The organism is Pseudodonghicola flavimaris, assembly GCF_030164425.1.
In the GTDB taxonomy this organism is placed as follows: Bacteria; Pseudomonadota; Alphaproteobacteria; order Rhodobacterales; family Rhodobacteraceae; genus Pseudodonghicola; species Pseudodonghicola flavimaris.
In genome coordinates, this window is record NZ_JASNJD010000011.1 from 144,735 (window position 1) to 168,187 (window position 23,453).

The 23,453-nt window shown below is 66.1% G+C and carries 18 protein-coding genes; 10 read left to right on the forward strand and 8 right to left on the reverse strand.

All coding sequences use genetic code 11. The features are described 5' to 3' along the window. Positions 1 to 2: 2 nt before the first annotated feature. The 3 genes from QO033_RS15420 to QO033_RS15430 form a co-directional block, all read right to left on the reverse strand. Positions 3 to 995, reverse strand: a complete 993-nt coding sequence (locus QO033_RS15420; protein WP_284481873.1) for an ABC transporter permease — start codon at positions 993 to 995, stop codon at positions 3 to 5. Continuing rightward, positions 988 to 1,980, reverse strand: coding sequence for an ABC transporter permease (locus QO033_RS15425; protein ID WP_284481874.1), 993 nt, complete (start codon positions 1,978 to 1,980; stop codon positions 988 to 990). Before QO033_RS15425 ends, QO033_RS15420 begins: the two co-directional genes overlap by 8 nt. Before the next feature lie 89 nt (positions 1,981 to 2,069). Further along, positions 2,070 to 3,641 (reverse strand): ABC transporter substrate-binding protein, encoded by a 1,572-nt coding sequence (locus QO033_RS15430; RefSeq protein WP_284481875.1) that lies wholly within the window; start codon positions 3,639 to 3,641, stop codon positions 2,070 to 2,072. 169 nt (positions 3,642 to 3,810) lie between these two features. Here QO033_RS15430 and QO033_RS15435 point away from each other — a divergent pair, with 169 nt between their 5' ends. From QO033_RS15435 to QO033_RS15455, 5 genes are all read left to right on the forward strand, one after another. Further along, a complete protein-coding gene (locus tag QO033_RS15435) occupies positions 3,811 to 4,500 on the forward strand; it encodes a GntR family transcriptional regulator (protein WP_284481876.1) in 690 nt (229 codons plus the stop codon). Beyond that, a complete protein-coding gene (locus QO033_RS15440; protein WP_284481877.1) occupies positions 4,497 to 5,171 on the forward strand; it encodes a flavin reductase family protein in 675 nt (224 codons plus the stop codon). The genes QO033_RS15435 and QO033_RS15440 overlap by 4 nt, the downstream gene beginning before the upstream one ends. 465 nt (positions 5,172 to 5,636) lie before the next feature. Continuing rightward, the gene (locus QO033_RS15445; RefSeq protein WP_284481878.1) at positions 5,637 to 7,160 is read left to right on the forward strand and encodes a peroxidase family protein; all 1,524 of its coding nucleotides are present in this window, start codon (positions 5,637 to 5,639) and stop codon (positions 7,158 to 7,160) included. Positions 7,161 to 7,184: 24 nt separating this feature from the next. After that, a complete protein-coding gene (locus QO033_RS15450; protein WP_284481879.1) occupies positions 7,185 to 7,697 on the forward strand; it encodes a hypothetical protein in 513 nt (170 codons plus the stop codon). A 70-nt stretch (positions 7,698 to 7,767) separates the two neighbouring features. Then, on the forward strand, positions 7,768 to 8,727 hold the full coding sequence (locus tag QO033_RS15455) for an IS481 family transposase (protein ID WP_284481880.1): 960 nt from the start codon (positions 7,768 to 7,770) through the stop codon (positions 8,725 to 8,727). Here QO033_RS15455 and QO033_RS15460 read toward each other — a convergent pair. Continuing rightward, entirely contained in the window at positions 8,724 to 11,240 is a 2,517-nt protein-coding gene (locus QO033_RS15460) for an adenylate/guanylate cyclase domain-containing protein (protein ID WP_284481881.1), read from the reverse strand. The two genes, QO033_RS15455 and QO033_RS15460, sit on opposite strands and share 4 nt — an antisense overlap. A gap of 119 nt (positions 11,241 to 11,359) precedes the next feature. Here QO033_RS15460 and QO033_RS15465 point away from each other — a divergent pair, with 119 nt between their 5' ends. Further along, on the forward strand, positions 11,360 to 12,472 hold the full coding sequence (locus QO033_RS15465) for a YcaO-like family protein (RefSeq protein WP_284481893.1): 1,113 nt from the start codon (positions 11,360 to 11,362) through the stop codon (positions 12,470 to 12,472). Between the two features lie 20 nt (positions 12,473 to 12,492). Here QO033_RS15465 and QO033_RS15470 read toward each other — a convergent pair whose 3' ends face one another. The 4 genes from QO033_RS15470 to QO033_RS15485 all read right to left on the reverse strand — a co-directional run bounded on the left by QO033_RS15470 (position 12,493) and on the right by QO033_RS15485 (position 18,287). Next, positions 12,493 to 14,181, reverse strand: a complete 1,689-nt coding sequence (locus QO033_RS15470) for a calcium-binding protein (protein ID WP_284481882.1) — start codon at positions 14,179 to 14,181, stop codon at positions 12,493 to 12,495. Between the two features lie 108 nt (positions 14,182 to 14,289). Next, positions 14,290 to 15,720 carry an FGGY family carbohydrate kinase gene (locus QO033_RS15475; protein WP_284481883.1) on the reverse strand — a complete coding sequence of 477 codons (1,431 nt, stop codon included), beginning with the start codon at positions 15,718 to 15,720 and terminating at the stop codon, positions 14,290 to 14,292. Positions 15,721 to 15,726: 6 nt separating this feature from the next. Beyond that, complete coding sequence (locus tag QO033_RS15480) at positions 15,727 to 16,902, reverse strand: NAD(P)/FAD-dependent oxidoreductase (protein ID WP_284481884.1); 1,176 nt, start codon at positions 16,900 to 16,902, stop codon at positions 15,727 to 15,729. Then, positions 16,899 to 18,287, reverse strand: coding sequence for an NAD(P)/FAD-dependent oxidoreductase (locus tag QO033_RS15485; RefSeq protein WP_284481885.1), 1,389 nt, complete (start codon positions 18,285 to 18,287; stop codon positions 16,899 to 16,901). The genes QO033_RS15480 and QO033_RS15485 overlap by 4 nt, the downstream gene beginning before the upstream one ends. A gap of 393 nt (positions 18,288 to 18,680) precedes the next feature. Here QO033_RS15485 and QO033_RS15490 point away from each other — a divergent pair, with 393 nt between their 5' ends. The 4 genes from QO033_RS15490 to QO033_RS15505 all read left to right on the forward strand — a co-directional run bounded on the left by QO033_RS15490 (position 18,681) and on the right by QO033_RS15505 (position 23,346). Continuing rightward, on the forward strand, positions 18,681 to 19,193 hold the full coding sequence (locus tag QO033_RS15490; RefSeq protein WP_284481886.1) for a TRAP transporter small permease subunit: 513 nt from the start codon (positions 18,681 to 18,683) through the stop codon (positions 19,191 to 19,193). Next, positions 19,190 to 20,530 (forward strand): TRAP transporter large permease, encoded by a 1,341-nt coding sequence (locus tag QO033_RS15495; protein WP_284481887.1) that lies wholly within the window; start codon positions 19,190 to 19,192, stop codon positions 20,528 to 20,530. The genes QO033_RS15490 and QO033_RS15495 overlap by 4 nt, the downstream gene beginning before the upstream one ends. An 80-nt stretch (positions 20,531 to 20,610) precedes the next feature. After that, positions 20,611 to 21,645, forward strand: a complete 1,035-nt coding sequence (gene dctP, locus QO033_RS15500) for a TRAP transporter substrate-binding protein DctP (protein WP_284481894.1) — start codon at positions 20,611 to 20,613, stop codon at positions 21,643 to 21,645. Between the two features lie 120 nt (positions 21,646 to 21,765). Continuing rightward, the gene (locus tag QO033_RS15505) at positions 21,766 to 23,346 is read left to right on the forward strand and encodes a GMC family oxidoreductase (protein ID WP_284481888.1); all 1,581 of its coding nucleotides are present in this window, start codon (positions 21,766 to 21,768) and stop codon (positions 23,344 to 23,346) included. Positions 23,347 to 23,453 lie beyond the last annotated feature (107 nt).

Here is a 23,453-nt window from a genome sequence, read left to right on the forward strand (position 1 = left end):
GGTCACCGCAGTTTGGGGTTGAGCGCATCGCGCAGCCAGTCGCCGATCATGTTGACCGACAGAACGATCAGGCAGAGCTGGATCGAGGGGAACACCACGATCCACCACAGGCCGGAGAAGAGGTATTGATTGCCGATGCGGATCAGCGTCCCGAGACTGGGCTGATCCGGCGGCATCCCCACCCCGAGAAAGGACAGGGTCGCCTCCGATAGGATGGCGAGGCCGAAATTCAGTGTCGCCGCCACCATGATCGGGGTCATGCAGTTCGGCAGGATGTGGTGCAGCATGATCCGCCAGGCCTTGACGCGGATCAGCCGCGCCGCCTGGACGTATTCCTTCCTGGCCTCCACCATCGCCGAGGCGCGGACCGTGCGCGCATACTGGACCCAGGAGGGCACCGCGATGGCGAAGATCAGGATCGGCGCGGCCAGCACGTCCTTCAGCCCGGCAGGCAGGGAGGCGGCGGCGATGGCGGTGATCAGGATGGCGATCAGGATGAAGGGCATCGACAGCAGGACATCGCCGAGACGCATGATGACATTGTCGATCCAGCCCCCGAAGTAGCCGGCCACGAGCCCGAGCGCGAGCCCGACGCTGAGCGCCAGCAACACCGATGCGAAGCCGATGATCAGCGAGATGCGGGAACCGTAGAGGATCGCCGACAGGATGTCGCGGCCCTGGGTATCGGTGCCCAGAAGATAGGGCCATTGCCCCTCGGCGTTCCAGATCGGCGGTATTTCCGAGTTCCACAGTTCGAGCGAGGCCAGGTCATAGGGGTTCTGCGGCGTGATCAGCGGGGCGAGAAAGGCGGTCAGCGCGACGAGGGCGAGGAGCGCGGCAGCGAAGACGGCCGAAGGGTGGGTCCGGAAGGAGAACCACAGATCGCTGTCGCGAAGCTGTGCCAGGCGCCTGAAACGCGCGGGCAGCGCGGGTGCATGCGTGACGGTTTGCGGCGGGGGGGCGAGCTTTTCCATCTTGGTCTCCGGTTCAGCCATTCCCGCCACCTGTGCGGGCGGTATCGTCGCGCAATCGGGGGTCGACCCAGGCATAGGTGATGTCGACCAGCGTGTTCAGGGCAACAAAGATAAAGGAGACGATCATCAGGTAGGCGGCCATGACCGGGATATCGACGAAGGTCACCGCCTGGATGAACAGCATCCCCATGCCGGGCCACTGAAACACCGTTTCGGTCACCAGAGCGAAGGCGATCAGGTTGCCGATCTGCATCCCGGTCAGGGTGATGACGGGCATGAGACAGTTGCGCAGGGCGTGGCGCCATTGCACGCGGGCGGTGGGGACGCCCCGGGCGCGCGCGAATTTGATGTAGTCGGCGCGCAGCGTCTCCAGCATTTCCGCGCGCACCAGCCGCATGACCAGCGTGACCTGAAACGTCGACAGGGAAATGGACGGCAGGATCAGCGCGGCGCGGCCTGACGGTGTCAGAAAGCCGGTGGACCACCAGCCGATGTCGACCGTCTCGCCGCGCCCAAAGCCCGGCAGCCAGCCCAACGTAACCGAGAACCCGAGGATCAGCAGGATGCCGACGACGAAACTCGGCAGGGACACCCCGACGATCGATCCCAGTTGCAGCGCGTTGGCAAGTCTTGAGTTGCGATAGACCGCCGTGATCACGCCCAGCGGGATGCCGACCACGAGGGAAATGACCGTGGCCACCAGAACCAGTTCGAAGGTTGCGGGAAAACGCTCCTTGATGAGGACCATCACATCCTGCTGGTTGCGGTAGGAGATGCCGAAATCCCCCTGGACCGCGTGCGTCACGAAGCGGCCGTATTGCGTAATCAGCCCGTCGTTCAGGCCCAGCCGCTCGCGCAGCTCGGCCCGGTCGGCCTGGGTCGCCTGCTCGTTCACCATCATCTCGACCGGATCGCCGAAGAACCGGAAGATCACGAAGGCCAGCAGGGCCACCGCCAACATGACAAAGGCCGCGTTGGTGGCCCGTTTGAGAAGGAATGCGATCATCGCTGTCTCCGTTGCTGCCGGGCGGGCGCCTGGGGGCTGCCGCCGGCGGTGCGGGGTGGCAGACCGCGCGAAGGCGGTCTGCCGTCAGGTCACGAGCCGGGAGCCACCTGGGCGAACCAGAGGCGCGGCTTGTTGTCGGGGAAGAGCGGCATGGTCGTCACCTCGTCCGTGACGGCCCAGGCCATCGGCTGCTGGTGCAACGGCAGCATGATATGCTCTTTCTTCACGATCCCCAGCGCCTCGGTCTCCAGCGCCAGGCGTTTGTCGAGATCCAGTTCGCTGCCGGCGGCGTCGATCAGCCTGTCCAGCTCGGGGAACGACCAGCCGCCCCAGTTGAAGACGCCGGCATTGCCTTCCTTGGTGTGGAAGATCTGCAGCAGCGGCGAATAGGCGTCCAGCATCGGCAGCGTCGCCCAGCCCAGGATATAGACGTCGGTCTTGCCGTTGGTCCGTTTCGGCGATTGCACCGCGCGGGGGGCAACGTCGAGCTTGGGGGCAAGGCCGACGCGGCTCCACATCGAGGCGATGGCCTGGCAGAACTGTTCTTCGTTCACCAGCCCGTCCGAGATGCAGCTGAACTCGAAGGAGAGACCTTCCGGCACGCCCGCCTCGGCCAGCAGCGCCTTGGCGGCCTCGGGATCGAAGCCCGGCAGCTCATCCAGTGCCGGCACATAGCCGGGGATCGGCGGGGCGACGGTTGCGCCGGCGATGCGGCTCTTGCCGCGCATCACCTTCTTGTGGATCAGGTCGAGGTCGATCGCCTTGTAGAGCGCCTCGCGCACTTTCACGTCGGTAAAAGGATTGTCCGCGCCCGTGCTCAGCTTGTCGCGAAAAGGAAAGCCGATCATGACCGTGCGCAGGTCGACGCCTTCCAGCACCGAAACGTTCGGCGCCGCCGCCAGCCGCGGCAGATCCTGCACCGGCGCGTCGTTGGTGAAATTGATCTCGCCGGAGAGAAGGGCGGCGACGCGGGTCGCGGCGGAGGTCACCGGCAGGAGTTCGATCCGGTCGAGATTGTGCTGCGGCGTATCCCACCAGTTCGGGTTCTTGACGAAGACGGTCTTGGCGTCCGGCTGACGGCTTTCGACGCTGAAGGGGCCGGTGCCGTTGGCGTTGTAGGTGGCGTAGCCCTCGACGCCTGCACCGATGTCGGTCGGCTTCAGCGCGTCATGCGCGGTCATCCACTCCTTGTCGAAGATATGGATGTTGGTGAGATCGTTGAGCAGCAGGGGATAGGTGCCGTTCAGAGTGATGTCGACGGTGTAGTCGTCAACCGCCCGGGAGGAGACATAGGCCGGCAGATTGCCCTTCAGCGGCGAGGTTTCGTCGCTGACGCGCTCCAGCGAGGCGACCACATCGTCGGCGGTGAAGGGGGCGCCGTCGTGAAAGGTCACGCCTTTGCGCAGCGCGAAGCGCCAGGTGACCTGATCGTCGAGGATCTCCCAGCTTTCGGCCAGCGCCGGCTCGATCTTCAGGTCCTTGTTGTAGCGGACCAGCCCCTCATAGACGTGGTTCAGCACGTTGATGGTGAAGCTGTCGCCATAGGAATAGGGGTCGAGCGAGCCGATATCGCGGTTCGCGCCCCATTTCAGAACATTCTCGGCCTGAGCGGCGCCTGCCAGACCCGCAACCGCGGCTGTGGCAAGCAGAAGCTGTCTCATGTGCATGTCTTAGTCCCTGCTGATGAAGATTGTATTTTGGAATCGCCAAGATTGGATACGATTTCATATCGATGGCAGGTTGTATGCAATGCTGCAAGTAAATTGTATCCGATTGACGGGGAAATTGTATGCGCTATGGTGAGCGCAAAGTTGATGGGCGAGCCGGACAATGAGTGACGACAAGAACACCCTGACTGACGCGGTGCATGACCTGCTTCAGAAGGCAATTATCGAGCAGGCGTTGACGCCGGGGATGCGCCTGCCGGAGGACACGGTGGGCGAGCAGTTCGGCGTGAGTCGGACGATTGTCCGGCATGCGCTGGTCCGTCTTGAGAACGAAGGGCTGGTGGTGACCCGTCGCAACCGTGGCGCCTTCGTCGCGGAACCCTCGCGGGAAGAGGCGCAGCAGGTCTTCGCGGTGCGCCGGTGTCTGGAGAATGAGGTGATCCGGATCCTCTGCCAGCAGATGCCGGAGAATGGATACGATCGCCTGGAGGCGCATGTGCGCAGTGAGCAGAACGTCAAGGGCAAGGATGGTCCGGTCTCGATCCGGCTGGCAGGAGAGTTCCACGTCCTGCTGGCGGAGCTGACCGGCAACGACGTGCTCGCGCGCTACGTCTCCGAGGTCGTGCGGCGCGGCTCCCTGATCATGTCGATGTATGCCCGGAATCACTCGTCCGACTGCGCCGTTGACGAACATTCCCAGATCATCGAGGCGATTCGGGCCGGGGATGCCGAACGCGCAATTCACATCATGGATCATCATCTGGGGGCGGTCGCGGGGCGGGCGGAGTTCCCGTCCAGGCTCGACAGCGTTCAATCGATTCTGTCCCATTACGGCAAGGAACTGGCCCAGTGACGCAGCATGATAGCTATCACTCTTTCAACTTCTCGGAGCTGACGCCGCGGGAAGCCTACAAGATCATGATCGGCACCATCGTGCCGCGTCCGATCGCCTGGGTGACGACGGTTTCGCCCGATGGGGTGGTGAACGCCGCGCCCTATTCCTTTTTCAACTGCCTGTCGGCCGATCCGCCGATCCTGGCGCTGGGCGTGGAGAACCTGCCCGACCGCAGTTTCAAGGACACGGCCTACAACATCCGCATGACCGAATGCTTCACCGTGAATATCGTCGACCGGGCCAATGTCGAGGCGATGTCGGTCACGGCCGCCGGGGTCGCTCCCGAGGTCGATGAGCTGAAGTTGGCCGGGCTGACCGCCGCGCCGGGAGAGAAGGTTGCCTGCCCGCGCATCGCGGAAGCGCCGGTTGCCTTCGAATGCGAGCGGTATCTGGGCATCCAGGTGAGTTCGGCCCGCGAGATCATTCTCGGCCGCATCGTCATGGCCCATATCCGCGCGGATATCATCGATCCCGACACCTGTTATTCGGACCATGAAAAACTGGATGCCATCGGTCGAATGGGCGGGAATGGCTATGCCGGGACGCTGGATTATTTCGACTGGCCGACGCCTTCGGTGGAGGCGGTCCTCGGCGGTCTGAAACAGCGGGTCACGACCGGCGGGGCGTGATCGCGACTGGTGCGGTGGGCGCCTGCGCTGAGCGCTGGGCGGCCTGCCGCGGCCCCTTGGGTTTTCTGCGATGCCGGATCGCAGCGGCGCCCGTCAATGGCCCGGCCATGCCCGATCCCGGCCCGTGGCGACAGGTTTGCATGTGAGCGGGTCCGTTTCATTTTGAAATCCAGAGGTTTGCAGGTAACATAACACCCGAAATGAAAAGGGTGAAAGCCGATGAGCCTGACTCACGGCGGCGGTCTCGTTTTCATCGTAAACACGGAAGATGCCGCTTCGCATTCTCGTAAGGACCTGGGCTTCCGTCTTGAGGGGCGCAAGGATGGTGCGAGGCTGCGGCTGTCGCTCCGGCACCCGGTCAGTATGGAGCCGCCCGGCGCGCGGGAGGCGCCAAAGCGGCGGATTGCGGCGCCTTCGGGTCCGGCCCGGGCCATCCCTGACCTCTCCAGCGCGGATCGTGCGGCCTTGCTGGGACCCGTGCCGGGGTTGGACGGGCAGGTCCGGCGGCGGGCGCGACGTGCGCCTGCGGGGAACGCCGGGCCACAGGACGCTGCCCTGTTCTCTCAGGTGCAGCTCTATTCCCGGATCCCGCTGACCGCTCCGGCACCGGCGGTGACGCCGGACGATGCAACGCTGGATGCGCTTGGGGAGGCGATGACGGCCTATCTGCCGGACCTGACGCTGAGCGCGGGGGCGTCCGGCATTCCCGCGGCCTACACCTATCTGGGCCAGTTCCTCGCGCATGATATGTCGTTCATGGCCTGGAACCCGCTTCTGGGGGGCAGCGGCGGATGGGAGAACGCCCAGGCGCTCCACGCGCTCGACTTTTCATCGCTTTTCGGGACGGCGCCGGAAACCGGGGCCAGAACCAGCCAGTGGGAAGAGCGCGAGGACAGCGCGCTGGGTCTCGCCGCTTTCGCGTCGCCGGGGTTCCAGCGGGCCTTCGATTTGCCGCGCGCGGGCGGGCAGGGGGCGCACTGCTGTCCCGATTCGCGGGCGGACACCAATCTGGCGCTCGCGCAGATGCAGGTCCTGATGACACGCTTTCATCAGCAAGCCTCGGTCGATCTCGGCCGGACCGGAACCGCGGCGCGAGAGACCACGCAGAGGCATCTGCAGGCCGTGGTCCTGACCGATTACTTGCGGCGCATCGTGCCCGACGATGTGTTTCAGGATGTCATGGCCACTGGCCGCAAGCTGGTCCACACGGGGCCCGGGCTTTTCCTGATCCCGATCGAGTTCGCCGCCGCCTGCTGCCGCTTCGGGCACAGCATGGTGCGCGAAAGCTACGTGCATTGGGCGATCGATTACCCGCCCGGGTCGGGGTTCGCGCAGCAGACCGCGGATTTGTCCACGCTGGCCTATTTCACCAGCCATGGTGGCGGGCTGATCAACGGCTGTCAGCCGTTCACATGGTGCCAAGCATGGCGCCATATGGTCGAGAACGCCAATCCCGACCTGCCGCCGACCCTCAGGGCCCGTCCGATTCAGGCCAGCCTGGCGCCGATGTTTCGCGAACTGGAGCGCGCCCAGTTCCCCGATACGCAGGACCCTGACGCGACGGGCACCTTCAACCTCGCCCAGCGGACCCTGCGGCGCGGTGCCGCTCTGGGCCTGCCGAGCGGTCAGACACTGGCCGCTGCCGCCGGGCTCGGCGGGTTCGACGTGGCGGAGTTTCTGGACGCCCGCCGCCCGAGGTTCGGTGCCCTTGCCGACGATGCCACGCTGATCGCGCATACGCCGCTTTGGTTTTACATCCTGGCCGAGGCGGAGACGGCGGGCGGTGCCGGGCTCGGCCCTCTGGGCGCGCGGGTGGTGATGGAGACTTTTCACGCCGCGCTGGAGGCTGCCGATGCCTCGATCATCTCCGTGGCGCCGTCCGGGGCCACCACCGTGAACTTCACCCGTGAACTGCGGCCGGGGGACGGGGTGGCCGAACGGTTCGCGCTTTCCGATGTCGTTGCCGTCGCCAATGGCGGTGTTCTCTGAACGTTCAGCCGAAAAGGAAATCCGATGACCAACATCATTGTTCGCAAGAACCCGCCCGACGATCCGGCCCAGCCCGACCCGGGGGTGGATGTGCGGCAGCGCGACGGCATGGCCGAGGCCGGAGCGCAGATCAACACCTGGATGCAGGATGCGGCCGCCCCGCCGGCGCAGGATTTCTTCGATGACCTGTTCGACGCGCTGAACGGGCCGGGAGAGACCAAGAACAGCTTCTTCATCGAGGCGACCAATTCCCTGGGGGACAAGGTTTTCCGGCATCTGGACAGCACCCCGGTGCGCTACCGCTTCGATCTGGATGGCAATCCGCATAACCTGGTCGTGCAGTGTCATGAGGATAAGGATCAGGGCAAGGGCGCCGAGAAGATGAACATCGGTGTGCCGGAGATGCGCGGCAATCTCGTCGCCGGGGGGTACCTCAACACCATCCTCAATGACCTGACCACCCTGATCAATGCCGGCGACACCACGAAGGCCAAGCAATATCTGCTGGCGGTGATCTTTCTGAACCGGTGCCAGTAGGGTCCGGGCCTAGGTGTTTGATCCCACGGTTTGATGGTGTGATCCTTTGGTTGGATTGGAAGGAAGCATTATGGGTCAAGTTCGTCACGGGAGCGCCACGACCACGCACGCTGTCAGAGCAACGATACAGCGATCGCAAGCTTCGATCGCGGAGCTGAGCCGGGAGCTTGGGACCAATCCCAAGACGGTTGCCAAATGGCGCAAGCGGCAAACTGTCGAGGACCAGAAGACCGGCCCCAAAGAGCCGCGCTCAAACGTTCTGAGCGAAGATGAGGAAGCGATGGTTGTGGCGTTCCGGCGGCACACCCTGTTGCCACTGGACGACTGTCTTTATGCGCTGCAGCCGTCCATCCCGCACCTGACCCGCTCGTCTTTGCATCGTTGTCTTCAGCGGCATGGTATTTCGCGTCTTCCAGATGTTGAGGGTGACAAGCCGAAACGGCAGAAGTTCAAGCGCTACCCAATTGGCTATTTCCATATCGACATTGCTGAGGTGCGAACGGGGGAAGGCAAGCTGCATCTCTTTGTGGCCATCGATCGCACCAGTAAGTTCGCCGTTGCGAAACTTGTCGACAAAGCAGATCGCAAAACGGCATGGGAGTTCCTTGAGCACCTTCTGAAAACCGTTCCCTACAAAATCCACACCATTCTTACGGACAACGGTATCCAGTTTGCAGACCAGCCCCGAAACCGGAACACTGCCTATTCCCGGCCTATGCGCTTCGACATGATCTGCGAAGCAAATGAGATTGAACACCGACTGACCAAACCCAATCATCCATGGACCAATGGCCAGGTCGAACGGATGAACCGCACAATCAAGGACGCGACGGTCAAAAGGTATCATTACGAAAGCCACGAGCAGCTTCGCAGCCACCTCGCCGACTTCCTGGATGCATATAACTTCGCCCGCCGCCTGAAGACACTCAGCGGTCTGACGCCCTACGAATACATCTGCAAAATCTGGACTTCTGAGCCAGAACGATTCATCCTAAATCCGATCCACCAGATGCCGGGACTGAACACCTAGGTCCTGGCCTGGCCGATGGCGGCGGCGATGCGATCCCTGTCGGCGTCATGGCGGATCGGAAAGGCGTTGACGAACCAGTCGGCGACGGCCTCCCGGCTGGCGGGCTGCGGGCCCGCCCAGATGTCCCGCACGTCTTCGAACAGGGTCTCGAAGGCGCGCCGCGCAGAGTTCCTGTCACCACGCTCCGCCTGTATCGCCGCGATCCAGCCCTGATTGTCGATGATGCTGTTCGCCCCCAGTTCCGCGGCCTCCGCGGCTTCGTCGAGCCGGCCGAGAAAATAGAGCGTGGAGGCATTATAGGCCCAGCACCAATCGGGCATGTTGCGGCTGATCCCCTGCAGGCATGTCAGCGTCGCATCCGCCTTTTCCCGCTGTCCGAACCAGGCATAGCCCATGGCGCAACTGGCAAGCGTTGACTGGCTGTTCGGATTGAGACCGACAGCCAGATCCATGTGCATCGCGGCACGGGCGAATTCCCGGCGCATGGCGGCGGTCCAGGCGACGGTGCGCTGAATGCGGCCGTCCATCGGATCCACATCCACCGCCCGCGCCGCCCATTTGGCGGCCTGCCGCACACGTTTGTCGCCGGGCATCTGGCCCGGCCAGATGATGTGGTGGATATTCACCAGAGAGGCCAGGCGGAACAGTGCCGGCGCATTGTCCGGGTCCTGGTCCAGGATGGCGCTGAAAATCGTCGAGGCTTCTTCCGCCCCCTCGGGGGTCCAGCGCATCAGCGCCCGGTCTCCGCGAAGCCAGGCGTCGTAGCTGGTGGCGAAGCGGTCGATGCCGGAACAGGCCTGTGCCAGCCGGTCGGAGGAGACATATCCCTTGATGGCCAGAATGATGTCGCGAATGGCCTCCTGCAGCGACGCCGCCTGATTTCCCGCGACGCGATAATGGCCGACCCAGACAACGCGGCCCGAAGAATGCCGCCGCAGTTCCAGCTTCACGGTCAGGGTGCCGGTTGTGTCGGGAACGCCGAGATCGAGGACATAATCGAAGATATCCGCATCGCGTCCGGCGCCCGCGGACCACATCGCCATGTCGATGATGGACCAGTCCCGGAACCGGGTCAGGCTGGCGATGAGCTCGGCCCGGAAGGCGGAGGCGATGGAGGCGGTTTCGGCAGGGGGCGGATCGATTGCACCGATGGCGATCCGCAGCAACCGGCGCGGCCGCGTCTCCGGGCGCTGGTCGGCGATCCGGGCGGCGGCATTTTGCGTGACCGCGCGGATCGCGTCGCGGATCGCTTTGCCCGGTGCAATCGCATGGGTTTGCGACAGGTAGCGTTTCAGACGCTCGTATTCTGCCAAGGCGGCGGGTCTGTCGTCGTGAAAGAGCCGGGCCTGAATGCGCGCCAGCGCGGCCTGTTCGTTTCCCGGTTCCAGCAGCAGCATCGCATCGGCCGCTTCCTCCCGGGTGCGCTCGGTGGCGGGGGTGCGTTCCAGAAGCTCTTCCAGCGCGTGCAGGACGCGCCGGCGCCAGTTCTCCCGGGAAATGCGCAGCCAGGTTCGGAACACCGGGCTGATCCCGTCGAACCCGGCGAGGATCCGGTCGGGCCAGTCCGCATCCTGGGTGAAAACCGCCGGAACCTGCCCGCGTCTGAGCGCGCGCAAATGCCCCGCTAGGTCGGTTTCGAACCGGGCCTGATCCAGAAAGACCAGATCGCCCTGCCGGGTTGGCCGAAGGTCGGCGGTGCCGGGAAAGCCCGCCAGTGCGCTGAGGCTGGCCTCGAGGGTGGTCAGCGCCTTTTCCTGGGACAGCTTCGGGGTGAGGAGCGTGATCAGCCGTTCGGTCGTCTCGGTATGTCCGGAGCAGAGGGCGAGATACCCCAGCAGGGCCAGTGCGTTCCGGTCCTGCTGGGCGGTGTCGCCGGGCACGGCCGCCTCTGGAATGCGCGGACCGTTCAGCAGCGCGATGGTCGGCAGCGGTCCGCTGGCGGCGGGCGTGGCGGCCATCGCCGGATCGACGATCTGAAACAGTGGGATGCGTTCCTGGATGTTCCTCAGTTTCGGGGCGCCGATGGGCACGAACCGCAGGTGGGGCAGGGCGCTGACCTCTGCATAGACCTGTTCGGAGACGACGCAGCCGCCGGCCTGGGCATGGGCCTGAAGCCGGGCGGCGATATTGACCGTATTGCCGAACACATCGCCGTTTCGGAACACCACTTCGCCGGCATGGAGGCCGGTGCGAAAGCAATATGGCGCGGGCTCGCCCGCCTGTATCTTCGCGACCGTCCGGTGAAACTCGGTGCCGAAGGAAATCGCGTTGGTCGCATCGTCGAAGACCAGCAGGGCCCCGTCACCCATGGTCTTGACGAGGGTGCCATTGTGCCGGTGCGACAGGATCCGGATCGTGTCGAAACACCCGGCCATGAACTCCAGCGTCGACGCCTCGTCGGTGCCGATGTTGTGGCTGTAGGACACCATGTCGGTGAAGAGCACGACACGCGTGGCCCGGCTGCTGTCGGAGCCGCGCGGCAAGGTGGAAAGCTGGGCGGTGTTGGATTTCATCCTTTGTCGCAGCCTTTGGTCCATCTACGCTTGTTTACATGAGCTTAGAGGATTTGCGGCCATATTTCGAGCTACACCCCCTGTCGCCGGAGGGGTGGCCGGTGCATTGCAATGTGACGATGCCCAATCACCGGGCTCTTGAGAGGTGGCCGCTGTGGCCCGAAGGGGCGCTGCCGCGCGCGGGGAGAGCCGGCGCCGGCAAGGGCGGCACCGAACGGGCCGCCATGCTGAGCGGGCTGGGGGAGATGATCGAAGTGGCCGCGCTTTGCCGATGGGCCGACGACCCGACCGTCGTGGCCCCCCGGGAGGAGCTGCCGGGGCCGGTCTGGGGGGCGGCCGAGCTGGCGGGGTTTGCGGCAGATCAGATCGCGGATCGTGACATGTGGACCCGCAGGCTGGGCGGGCTCGACCAGATCCCCCGGCCTGGCGAAGGGGCTGCGGAATGGCTTCCGGCCCGCGATCTGTCCGAGCAAACCGTCTGGGTCGCGGCAGAGGCTGTTTTCCTGGCTGCGGGTGGGGCCGGCTGCGGTGGCAGGTGGGCTCAGGCCGATACCAACGGCGGCGCCGCTGGCGAGACGCATCGCGGCGCGCAGGCCGCTGCGCTGATGGAGCTGATCGAACGCGATGCGACCGGGCGCTGGTGGTACGGCCGCCGGGCGCGTCCGTTGCTGGACCCGACCGGCCTGACAGCTGATGGTGCCGGGGTTCTCCGGGCGTTGCAGGACCATGGGCTCCGGGTCCTGCTGTTCGACATTACCACCGATCTGGGCGTGCCGGTCGTGGCGGCGGTCGGCGCAGGCGGAGCCGGCGCGGGGCCTGTCGCCCTGGGGGCCGCGGCGGCCCCTGATCATGCTGGGGCGGCGGTCCGGGCGCTGTGCGAAATGGCCCAGATGTGGCTGCTTTTCGAGATGCGCGGGGAGAGGCCGGGGCTTGCGGACTGGCGGCGAGAGGTCTCGCTGGACCTGCCGCCTCTGTCCCTCGGGCGCTCCGCGCCCGGTCGGGTTCTCCGGCCGGCGCAGGACGGGATCGCCCGCCGCCTCGAGCGGGCCGGTGTGCGCGTCGCCTTCGTGGACCGCACCCGGTCGGAGATTGGCATACCGGTGTGGAAAGCCATTTCGCCGGACCTTTGCCACTGGAAACCCCGCTTCGGTCGCCCACGCTTGCTGGCGGCTGACGATCGGGATCTCGGGGCCGTATCGCCAGTGCCCAATCCAGTGCTTCTGCGTCTCTGAGCGGTCGGGCCCGGTGCCGGTTACTCGATGCCGATCGAGATCGAATCGCTCAGGTCGTCCAGGGTCAGGGGCGCGCCGAGGGCGCCGAACACCACCACCGAGGAATGCCCGAATTCGAAGTGGACCCTGCCGTCGCCGGATTCTGAGGCGAAATCCCAGAAATCGTCCCAGCGTGTGAACCGGTCCTCGGCATCGACGAAGCGGATCTTGTCGATGCCGACCTCGAAATCCCTCACGATGTTGCTTTCGCCCACGTCCCAGTTGAACTCGAAGGTATCGGTCTCCCCGTCGGGGGCGTTGAAGGTGCCGCCGTTCAGTTCGTCGAAATCGCCGCTGCCGGGGCGCAGGATGTCCTCGCCGCTGCCGCCGTACAAAACGTCGACGTTTCCGGCGCCCCCGTCCAGGATGTCGTCGCCTGGTCCGCCCGCCAGCCAGTCATTGCCCTTGCCGCCGAAGAGCTTGTCGTTGCCGATCTCGAAGCTGTCGTCGTAGTCGTCCTCGGGAGAAGTGCCGAGGAAGTCGTCGCCGGCGCCGCCGCGCAGGATATCGTTGTCCGCGTCGCCGAAGAGACGGTCGCTGCCGGCGCCGCCTTCGAGGGTGTCGCGGTCTTCTCCGCCTTCCAGGTAATCGTCGCCGGCATCGCCGAACAGCTTGTCCTTGTGCAGGCCGCCATCCAGATCGTCGTCGCCGGCGCCGCCATAGAGCGTATCCTTGCCACGGGCACCGACCAGTTTGTCGTTGCCCTCTCCTCCGCGCAGGGTGTCGTTTCCGGGTCCGCCGAACAGTTCGTCGTTGCCGTCGCCGCCGAACAGCGTGTCGTTCGCCTGGCCGCCCGACAGCTCGTCATCCCCGTCATCGCCGTACAGGGTGTCTTCTTTGCCGCCGCCCTCCAGCGTGTCGGCGCCGCTGCCGCCGCGCAGCCTGTCGTCGCCGCCATCGCCGAACAGGGTATCGTCGCCGCCGTTGCCTTGCAGTCTGTCCTTGCCGTCGCCGCCGCGCAGGATGTCGTCGCCGCTGCCGCCCAGCAGGTCGTCATCGCCATCGCCGCCGTTCAGCGTGTCGTTGCCCTTCAGCCCTTCCAGTCGATCGTTGCCGTTGTCGCCCTCAAGGCTGTCATCGCCGTCCTGGCCGAACAGGATGTCATCGCCATTGCCGCCGTGCAGGATGTCGTTGCCGTCCTGACCGAGCAGGGTGTCGTTGCCGCCGTCGCCCCAGATGGTGTCGTTGCCGAGCCCGCCGGCGATCTGATCGTCCCCGGCGCGGCCATGGCCTTCGTCATCGCCATCGCCGAGGGTGCCGACATCGGACAGGAAGCTGAGGGTGACGTCATCGTCCCCGGCCAGCAGGTCGCCGAAGGTCATGACCAGGAAATCCTGCAGCAGCGGCGGGTTGGAGAAGCGGAAGATGTTATAGCCGCCGCCGCCTGCCAGCACGCCGAAGAAGAAGGAGGCGATCGGCAGGGCCAGAACCTTGATACCGTGCTGTTCGATCGTTTCGTCGGGACCCCAGACCGGATAGAGGATGCCATCCGCCGGGTTGAAGGTGGCGAACACGGTGCCGGCGGTGTCCTGCACCGACCCGATGTCGGAGATGCCGGAGACATTCCCCGCAGAGAAGAAATAGGGAAAGACCTCGGTCTCCGCGTCGTAGAAGGCGGCGCCGGTCCCGTCATCGAGATAGCTTTCGTAGAATTCGATCCTGACGCCCATGGTTGCCGTCCTGGGGTTGCGGAGGGTTACGTTACGGTAACTTCCGGGCCTTCGGCGAGTCAAGGCGCGCGGGGCGGCCGGCGGTGGCGCGGGGCCAGCCGGGGCCGGTCAGCCGCCTTCGCCCCAGCGCTGGACCAGCGCCCGGGCGCTGCCGAAGCGGCGCAGCGCGTGGGGATAGCGGCGCTGCGGGCGGAACAGGGTTTCGGTCCGGGGCAGGGACAACCCCGTGCCCCGTGCCTCCGCCGCGAGCAGGGCGGTGCCCAGGGCGGTTCGTTCGGCATAGTCGGAGCGGGCGAAGCTCTTGCCGGTCACGTCGGCGAGAAACTGGCAGAACCAGCGGTTCTGCGTCAGCCCTCCGTCCAGCCCGATTGGTTCGGCGACCGGGCTGCGGCCTTCGATCTCGGCCAGCAGTTCGGCGATGCGCAGGGCGATACCTTCCAGCACCGCCTGCACCATCTGGGGGGCGCCCGTGGTCAGGGTCAGGCCCAACCAGCTGCCCCGGGCGGCGCTGTCCCAATGCGGGCAGCCGAGGCCGGAGAGGGCGGGAACGAAGACCAGATCGCGGTCGATCATCGCCGGCCCGTCGGTCGGGTCGAAGGCGTCGAGCATGTCGAAACTGTCGAAAAGCCCCAGTTCCCGCACCCAGTTGAGCGCCGCGGCGGCGGTGAAAACGCCCCCTTCAAGCGCGTATTGCGCCGGATGTCCCCGCAGCCGCCAGGCCACGGTGGGCAAGGCGGCCCCCTCGGCGGTGGGCGGGATCGCCCCGGTCAGCGTCAGGGCGAAGGCACCGGTGCCGACGGTGATCTTGCTCTCGCCCCGCCGGCGCAGGCCATGGCCGAACAGCGCCGCCTGCTGATCGACGATGCTGGCGCAGAGCGGCAGGCCCTCGGCCCGGCCCAGATCGCCGTTGCAGTCGGTGATCGCCGGAAGACAGTCCGGCGGCACCCCGAACAGCGCGCAGAGATCGTGATCCCAGTCGAGGGTTCGCAGGTTCATCAGCGCGGTGCGGGACGCGGTGGCAACATCGGTTTCGAACCGGCCGGTCAGCACGTCGCGGAAAAAGGCATCCGTGGTGCCGAGGCGCAGGCGCCCCTCGGCATGCAGCGCCCGCGCCCGGGGGAATTCGCGCAGACACCAGCCGAGCTTCGAGGCCGAGAAATAGGGCGACAGCCTGAGCCCGGCCCGGTCGCGGAGGCGCGGGGCGTGTCCTGCCGCCGCCAGCGCGCTGCAATCGGCCTCGGTCCGGTTGTCCTGCCAGACGATGACGGGAGAGACCGGCGTCTTGGTTCGCGCGTCCCAAGCCAGGCAGCTTTCGCCCTGATTGGCGATCCCCCAGACCTCCGCCCCGGCGGCCCGGCCGCGGGCGAGGGCCGCGCGCAGATGGGACAGCAGCTCTTCCGGATCGTGTTCGACCCAGCCGGGTCGCGGGTAGATCTGCCGGTGATCGCGCTGAAACAGCCGCTCCGGCGCCGCCCCTGCCGCAAACAGGAAGGCCGAGGTGGAGGTGGTGCTCTGGTCGATCGACAGGATCTTCATCATCGGGCCTCAGGCATCGGGCAGTTTGCGCAGGATACGGCGCTCCGGTCGGGAGGCGATATGGAAACGCGCGCCATTCAGGGCGATGTCTCCGCGATAAGGGCGGCGCAGGCGCAGCTGCAGGCGGTCGAAGGCCGGGGCCGGGCCACCGGGCGACAGGCGCTGGGGCAGGGCGAAGGCGACGGCGTCGGTTTCGCAGGCCAGCGGACGGCTCAATGCGGGGTCGGGCAACTGTCCGGCCAGCGCCTGTGCGATGGCCCGCGCCACCCGGCGCCCTTCGCGGCCGCACCAGCCGGCGGTCTCGATCCCGCGCAGGAGATTGCCGGCGGCGAAATAGGCGGGATCGGAAAGCCGGCCGTACTGGTCGATCACCGGGCCGAGGCTGCCGGGATCCACCGCCAGACCGGCGGCGCGCAGCAGCGCATTCTCCGGCCGGAAGCCGCCGGTGACGATCACCCCGTCGCAGGCAATCCGCCGTGTGTTGCCGCCGGTTTCGACCGTGACGCTTTCCACCTGCGACTGACCGTGGATCGCCAGCAGCCGGGTATCGCGCCAGAGCGGCACCCTGAGGATCGGCGGCAGGGCGGCCATCGGCGCCCGGGCGCTGATCCGCGCGCCGGGTTCGATCATCGCCACCGGCCTGACGCCCAGGCTCCGGCAGGTCAGGAGAGCGGAGAAGGAGACCAGCTCGCTGCCCAGCACCACGGGACGCCGGAACGGGCGGTGGTGCGAGAAGGCGGCGAATTCCTGCAGCGTGGCGGTGTTCATCACCCCGCCGGGCTTGGTGCCGCCAATCAGCCGCGCCGCCCGCGGGGTTTCCCGCGCCCCCATCGCCAGCAGCACCGCCCGCGCGTTGATCCGGCGGAGCCCCTCGGCGGTGGACAGCTCCACCCCGCCGCCGGGCAACAGCGCGGTGACGGTGGTGGCGGTGTGGATACGGGCGCCGGCCGCCCGGGCCTCGGCCAGCAGCCGGCGGGCATAGGCGGGGCCGAACATCACCCGCCCCCATTCGCGCATCCCGTAGGGCGAATGCAGGCAATGGCGCGGGATGCCGCCGGCCTCGGCCTCGCGCTCGACCACATGGACCGAGGCGACGCCCCGCGATTTCAGCTCTGCCGCCGCCGACAGGCCCGCCGGGCCGGCGCCGACGATCAGCACGTCGAAGGTGTCGGGCAGAGGGGTCATGCTCCGGTCCCCCGGTTCAGCAGGTCCTGTACCGCCTGACCGCAATAGAACCCCTGGCAGCGGCCCATGGTGGCGCGGGTGCGGCGTTTGAACCCGGCGAAACTGTTGGGGGCGAGCGGGCCGGTCAGCGCCGCTTCGGCCTCCCGCAGGGTGACACGCTCGCAATGACAGAGCATGCCGCCGTTGCCCGGGCATTGCCAGTCCCGCCGCTCCGCCTCGGCCAGCATCGCCATGCGCGGCAGTTCCGGGTCGGACAGCGGAGAGGCGGCGAACCCGAGCCCGCTCACCAGCCGGGCCACATGGGCGGCGGTGCCGAGAGAGGAGCTGAGCCCGGTCGACCGGATCGCCCCCACCGTCACCATGTTGCGCCCCTCATGCGCCTTGATCTGATAATCCTTGAATTCGCAGGCCGGGCGCAGGCCGGCATAGATCGTCGTCACCTCTTCCCCCGCCAGGGCCGGCAGGATTTCGGCGCCCTTCCGCTTCAGCATCTCCAGCGTCGGGGTGTCGAGATCGGCGGTGCTGCGATCCTCCTGATCCTCCGCCGTGGGGCCGACCAGAAGATTGCCCCAGATGGTGCGGCAGACCACGATGCCCTTGGTCTTGTCGGTCGGCACCGGCAGCAGGATGTGGCGGGCGAGCCGCGCGGCGGCCTTGTCATAGACCACGAACTGCCCCTTGCGCGGACGGATGGAGAAGGCGGTTTCGCCCAGCAGCAGCGCGTCGATCCGGTCGCCGTAAAGGCCGGCGGCGTTGATCACATAGCGGGCGCCGACGACACCCCGCGCGGTCTCCAGCCGCCAGAGCTGCCCGTCGAAGGCGCCGCCGGTTACGGCACAGTCGCGCCACAGCTCCGCCCCGTTCAGCAGCGCTTGCAAAAGATAGGCATGCGGCGCCGACCAGGGGTCGATCAGGCTTTCGCGCGGCACCCGGAAGGCGGTGCGCAGGCTGGGGGCGAGGTTCGGTTCCAGCGCCAGCGTCTCGGCCCGCGACAGGGCGGCGACATCATCGACGCCGTTGGCGCGGGCCTGGTCGATCAGCGCCGGCAGCCGGGCCTCCTGCTCTTCGTTCCAGGCCAGGACCAGCGCGCCGCAGCGGTCGAGCGGCAGGTTCATCTGGCTGCGGATCGCCTCGTATTCCCGGTAGCCCTCCTGCACGCAGCGCCATTCCAGCGAGCCTTCCGGCGCGTCGAAGCCGGTATGCAGGATGGCCGAGTTGGCCTTGGAGGCGCCGTCCAGAATGTCGGGCGCCTTTTCCAGAACGATCACGCGGGCACCATCCAGCGTCAGCCGCCGGGCGATGGCGCAGCCGATCACCCCGGCGCCGATCACCGCGATATCGTAGGTGGGGGGCATGGCGGTGCTTTCCACATTGGGAGTTCTCATCGTGTTTCATCGCTGAAATATGACCGAACAGTCAATATGGCGAACAGATATGCCCGAATGATCGCCCGATTCTGTCTGTAGGCCGCCGCTCCGATGCGGCGCGCGAGAGCGTTCAGACGCGTTTCCCGCGCCCCTGTCTTTTCCTGTTTGGCCGCTCCGGTCGCGGGTCAGATGCCCGGAACATGATCAAAAACACCCGTGCCGTCACTTTTTTGACCGCATCGTCAAAAATTGGGTGGCGAGGCGGCGGGCATATTTGCTGACTGGAGGTGTTTCAGACGCTGCCGGAGGTCGGCTGCCCGGGTCGGGGCAGGGGCCACGGCGCGCGTTTGTGCCCTGCGTGGCCGGAACCGCGCGGCATTGAGGGATTTTGAACGAGAGACGAAGGACAGGATGCCGAAAGTGATCCAGGCCTATGTGCGCGTCGTCGACCGGGTTTCCGATTATGTCGGACTGGTGGCGATGTATCTGATCTTCCTGATGGTGAGCATTCTGCTGCTCGACGCGGTGACCCGCAATGTCATCGACATCCCCCTGCATTGGTGCATCGAGGCGGCGCAGTTCACCCTCGCGGCCTACTACTTCATGGGCGGGGCCAAGACGATGAAGGACGGCGATCATGTGCGCATGGATCTGCTGTTCGAACGGCTGAGCGAGCGCGGCAAGCACCGGTTGGACATGATTACGCTAGGCTGCCTGCTGTTCTACCTGGTGGTGCTGCTGATCGGCTCGGTCTCGTCGCTGGAATACGCGATCCAGACCGGGGAGCGCCGGTTCTCGATGTGGAACCCGTCGATGATCCCGATCAAGTCTCTGATGGTCGCCTGCATCGTGCTGATGATCCTGCAGACGGTTTCGGAATTCTTCAAACATGCCGCGGCGCTGCGCGGGGAGGTGCTGGAATGAGCCCGGAACTGATCGCGCTCACCATGTTCGGCACCATGATGGTGCTGCTCCTGACCGGCCAGCGGGTGTTCGGCGCCATCGGGTTCGTCGGTTCGGCCATGGTGCTGCTGCTCTACGGGACCGGCGGGATCGAGATTCCCTTCTCCGCCGCGTTCAAGCTGTTCAACTGGTTCCCGATGCTGACGCTGCCCCTGTTCATCTACATGGGCTATGTGTTGTCCGAGGCGGGGATCGCCGAGGATCTCTACAAGATGCTGCACGTCTGGTTCGGCCGGGTCGGCGGCGGGCTGGCGATCGGCACGATTTTCCTCATGGTCATCATCTCGGCAATGAACGGCCTGTCGGTTGCCGGCATGGCCATCGGGGCCACCATCGCGCTGCCCGAAATGCTGCGCCGGGGCTATGACAAGGTGCTGATCACCGGGGTGGTGCAGGGCGGATCGTCGCTGGGCATCCTGGTGCCGCCCTCGGTGGTCATGGTGCTCTATGGCATGATCGCGCGCCAGCCGGTGTCGCAGCTCTGGCTGGCCGGGGTGATCCCGGGGCTGCTGATGGCGGCGATGTTCGTCATCTATGTGCTGATCCGGGCGCGGCTGAACCCCGCGCTCGCCCCGGTGGTCTCCGACGAAGAGCTGAACATGCCGCTGTCGGAAAAGCTGAAGCTGCTGCGGGCGGGCATCATCCCCTTCCTGATCTTCTTCGCGATGACCGGGCTTTTCATCATGGGCTATACCAGCCTGGTCGAAAGCTCGGCGGTGGGGGCGACCGCGGCGACGCTGGCGGCCATCGTCAAGGGGCGGTTCACCTGGAAGATGATGCATGAGACCGCACGCAAGACGCTGGGTGTCTCCTCAATGTTCCTGTGGCTGATCCTGGCGGCGCTGGCCTTCGGTGCGGTTTTCGACGGTATCGGGGCCGTGCGCGCGATCGAGAACCTGTTCCTGAACCGCTGGGAGCTGAGCCCCTGGCAGGTCATCATCATGATGCAGCTGTCCTTCATCGTGATGGGGATGTTCCTGGACGACACCGCCATGCTGGTGATTGTCGCCCCGCTCTATGTGCCGCTGGTCAAGACGCTGGATCTGGGCTTCGGCAGCGGCAACACCCAGCTGATCTGGTTCGGGGTGCTCTATACGATGACCTGCCAGATCGCCTATATCACGCCGCCCTTCGGCTATAACCTCTTCCTGATGCGCGCCATGGCGCCAAAGGACATCACCCTTCCCGACATCTACCGCTCGATCTGGCCCTTCGTCGCCATGATGACGCTGACCATCGCGCTGGTAATGCTGTTCCCGCAGATCGCCCTCTGGCTGCCTCAGGCTGTGCGGAACTGATCACCTCGACCAATGATAACCATCCGACAGTGAGGTCTTTCATGACTGATAATTCCAGGAAATCGCCGTCAGAGAAAATCCTGACATCGCGCCGGAAATTTCTTGCCGGCTCTGCCATCGGGGCGGCCTCCACCCTGGCCGCGCCCGCGGCGATCGCCCAGCAGGGGCCGATCAAGTGGCGGCTGCAGACCTATTCCGGGGCGCCGCTCGGGGCGCATGTGATCAAGCCGCAGATCGAGGCCTTCAACGAGGCCGCCAATGGCGAGATGGAGATCGAGCTCTATTACGCCGACCAGCTGGTGCCGACCGGGGAGCTGTTCCGCGCGCTGCAGAACGGTACGCTGGACGCGGTGCAGTCGGATGAGGCGACCATGGCCTCGCCGGTCGATATCTCGGTCTTCGGTGGCTATTTCCCCTTCGCCACCCGCTATTCGCTCGATGTGCCGGCGCTGTTCAAATACTACGGCCTGGCCGAGATCTGGCAGGAGGCCTATGACGAGGTCGACAATGTCACCTGGCTGTCCACCGGCGCCTGGGACCCGCTGCACATCTTCACCAAGGAGCCGATCCGCAGCCTGGCCGACATGAAGGGCAAGCGCGTCTTCGGGGTGCCGACCGCCGGCCGCTTCCTGTCCCGCTATGGGCTGATCCCGGTGACCGTGCCGTGGGACGACGTCGAAGTCGCGCTGCAGACCGGAGAGCTGGACGGGGTCGCCTGGTGCGGCTTTACCGAAGCCTATGAGGTCGGCTGGGCCGATATCTGCAACTATGCGCTGACCAACTCGGTCACCGGCGCTTGGTTCGGCTCCTATTTCGCCAATACCGAAAGCTGGAACAAGGTGCCGCCGCATCTGCAGGAACTCTTCAAGATCACCATCGATCAGTCGCATTATTACCGCGCGGTCTGGTACTGGGGTGGCGAGGCCAAGCTGCGGGTCGAGGGCGAGAAGATGGAACTGACCTCGATCCCGCCGGAGGAATGGGCCACCGTCGTGAAGGACGCCGAAGGCTTCTGGGATGAAATCGCCGCGCAGGGCGAGCGTCCGAAGAAGGTGGTCGACGCCTTCAAGAAATACGCCGCGGTGATGGAGAAGGCCGGCTACCCCTATCGCTGAGTATCAGGGGCGTGATCCCGGGCGGCAGGCGTGGCGACCGCCTGCCGCCCATGCCGCGCCGGCGGGGCCGATGCGCCCGCCGGCGCCGTGCTTTTCTGCCGGAGCGATGGAGCCTGCCACATGTCCGAAACCTATGATGTGATTGTCGTCGGCGCGGGCTCGGCAGGGGCAACCCTGGCGGGGCGGCTCTCCGAAGACCCGGGCACCCGGGTGCTGCTGCTGGAGGCGGGGCGCGACTGGCGCGCCGCAGAGGCGCCGGAGGCGGCGCGGTCGGCCAATATCATTCCCTTCATGTATCGCCCGGAGCATCAGGCCGCCTGGCAGTGGCCAGGGCTGCAGAGCCGCCGCACCGCGGTGCAGGCGCCGCGCCACTACTGGCGCGGGCGGGGACTGGGCGGCAGTTCTCTGGTCAATGCCCAGATCGCCATCTGGGGCGTGGGGCAGGCCTTCGATACCTGGGCGGCGCTGGGATGCGAGGGCTGGTCGGCCGCCGAGGTGCTGCCACTCTTCGCCCGGATGGAGGACGATCCCGATATGGCTGGGGTCCCCCATCACGGGCAGGGCGGGCCGATCCCGATCTATCGCGCCCCGCAGGACAGCTGGGGCCCGGTGGACCGGGGGCTGCGCGATGCCGCCCTCGCCGCCGGCTACCCGTGGAACCCGGATCTGAACGCCCCGGAAGGGGAGGGGGTCTCCTGCTATCCGATCAACAGCCGCGGGTTGCGCCGGATCACCACCAATGACGGCTATCTGGAACCGGCGCGGGGGCGGGGCAACCTGCGCATTCTCGGTGAGGCCCTGGTCGATCGGGTGATCCTGACAAAGGGCCGGGCGACCGGCGTGCGGGTGAAACTGGGCGATGAGTGGCGGGTGTTTTCCGCGCCTGAGGTCGTGCTCTCGGCCGGGGCGGTGCATTCGCCGGCGATCCTCATGCGCTCGGGGCTGGGCCCGAGCATGCATCTGCGCGACCAAGGAATCGCGGTTCAGCGCGAGATGCCGGATGTCGGCCGCCACTTCATGGATCATCCGCTGATGCGCATCAGTGTCGAGCTGAAGCCGGAGCGTGCCATGGCCGATCCGGATGCGCGCCACACCAATTGCTGTGTCACCTATTCCTCGGGTCTGGGCGGCGGTGGGCTGCGCGACATGATCCTGATCGGCTTCAATCACCGTAATGTCGAGGCGAGGGGGGAGCCCGATCCGCGCGGCGCGGTCGGCATCGGGCTCTATGACGTCTTCTCGCGGGGCTGCGTGACCCTGACCTCCGCCCGGCCCGGGGACGATCCGCGGATCGAGGAGAACATGCTGGCCGATCCGCGCGATCTGCTGCGCATGCGCGACGGGGTGCGGCGGGTCCGGCTGCTGGCGCGACAGCCGGCCCTGGCCGGGATCGCCCGCAGCATCACGCTGGCCGACAGCGGTATCAGCCTGGAGACGGGGGCCGATCTGTCTGACCCGGAACTGGACGCGCTGCTGCTGGAACAGGCCGGGGACATCCAGCACGCCGCCGGAACCTGCCGGATGAGCGCTTATCGCGATCCGCTGGGGGTGGTGAACCCGGACCTGACGGTCAAGGGGGTGCCGGGGCTGCGGGTGGCCGATGCCTCGATCATGCCGCTCGACTGCCGGGCCAACACCCATATGACCTGCGTGATGATCGGCGAATGGCTGGCAAGGCACCTGCGTGGCAAGGCGGAATGAGACTTTGTGGGTTGTTTTGGTCTGGCTTGGGGGGTGTTTTTTGGGGGAGTCGGAGCGGGTCTGTGGGTAAGGCTGTGGATAAGGGGTGCGGGGGAGAGTGCCGGGGG

Excerpts from the sequence above, each read along its gene's own strand:
- QO033_RS15420 (WP_284481873.1), bottom strand. The coding sequence starts at position 995 with ATGGCTGAACCGGAGACCAAGATGGAAAAGCTCGCCCCCCCGCCGCAA.
- QO033_RS15425 (WP_284481874.1), bottom strand. The coding sequence starts at position 1,980 with ATGATCGCATTCCTTCTCAAACGGGCCACCAACGCGGCCTTTGTCATG.
- QO033_RS15430 (WP_284481875.1), bottom strand. The coding sequence starts at position 3,641 with ATGAGACAGCTTCTGCTTGCCACAGCCGCGGTTGCGGGTCTGGCAGGC.
- QO033_RS15435 (WP_284481876.1), top strand. The coding sequence starts at position 3,811 with ATGAGTGACGACAAGAACACCCTGACTGACGCGGTGCATGACCTGCTT.
- QO033_RS15450 (WP_284481879.1), top strand. The coding sequence starts at position 7,185 with ATGACCAACATCATTGTTCGCAAGAACCCGCCCGACGATCCGGCCCAG.
- QO033_RS15455 (WP_284481880.1), top strand. The coding sequence starts at position 7,768 with ATGGGTCAAGTTCGTCACGGGAGCGCCACGACCACGCACGCTGTCAGA.
- QO033_RS15460 (WP_284481881.1), bottom strand. The coding sequence starts at position 11,240 with ATGAAATCCAACACCGCCCAGCTTTCCACCTTGCCGCGCGGCTCCGAC.
- QO033_RS15465 (WP_284481893.1), top strand. The coding sequence starts at position 11,360 with ATGCCCAATCACCGGGCTCTTGAGAGGTGGCCGCTGTGGCCCGAAGGG.
- QO033_RS15470 (WP_284481882.1), bottom strand. The coding sequence starts at position 14,181 with ATGGGCGTCAGGATCGAATTCTACGAAAGCTATCTCGATGACGGGACC.
- QO033_RS15475 (WP_284481883.1), bottom strand. The coding sequence starts at position 15,720 with ATGATGAAGATCCTGTCGATCGACCAGAGCACCACCTCCACCTCGGCC.
- QO033_RS15480 (WP_284481884.1), bottom strand. The coding sequence starts at position 16,902 with ATGACCCCTCTGCCCGACACCTTCGACGTGCTGATCGTCGGCGCCGGC.
- QO033_RS15485 (WP_284481885.1), bottom strand. The coding sequence starts at position 18,287 with ATGAGAACTCCCAATGTGGAAAGCACCGCCATGCCCCCCACCTACGAT.
- QO033_RS15490 (WP_284481886.1), top strand. The coding sequence starts at position 18,681 with ATGCCGAAAGTGATCCAGGCCTATGTGCGCGTCGTCGACCGGGTTTCC.
- QO033_RS15495 (WP_284481887.1), top strand. The coding sequence starts at position 19,190 with ATGAGCCCGGAACTGATCGCGCTCACCATGTTCGGCACCATGATGGTG.
- QO033_RS15505 (WP_284481888.1), top strand. The coding sequence starts at position 21,766 with ATGTCCGAAACCTATGATGTGATTGTCGTCGGCGCGGGCTCGGCAGGG.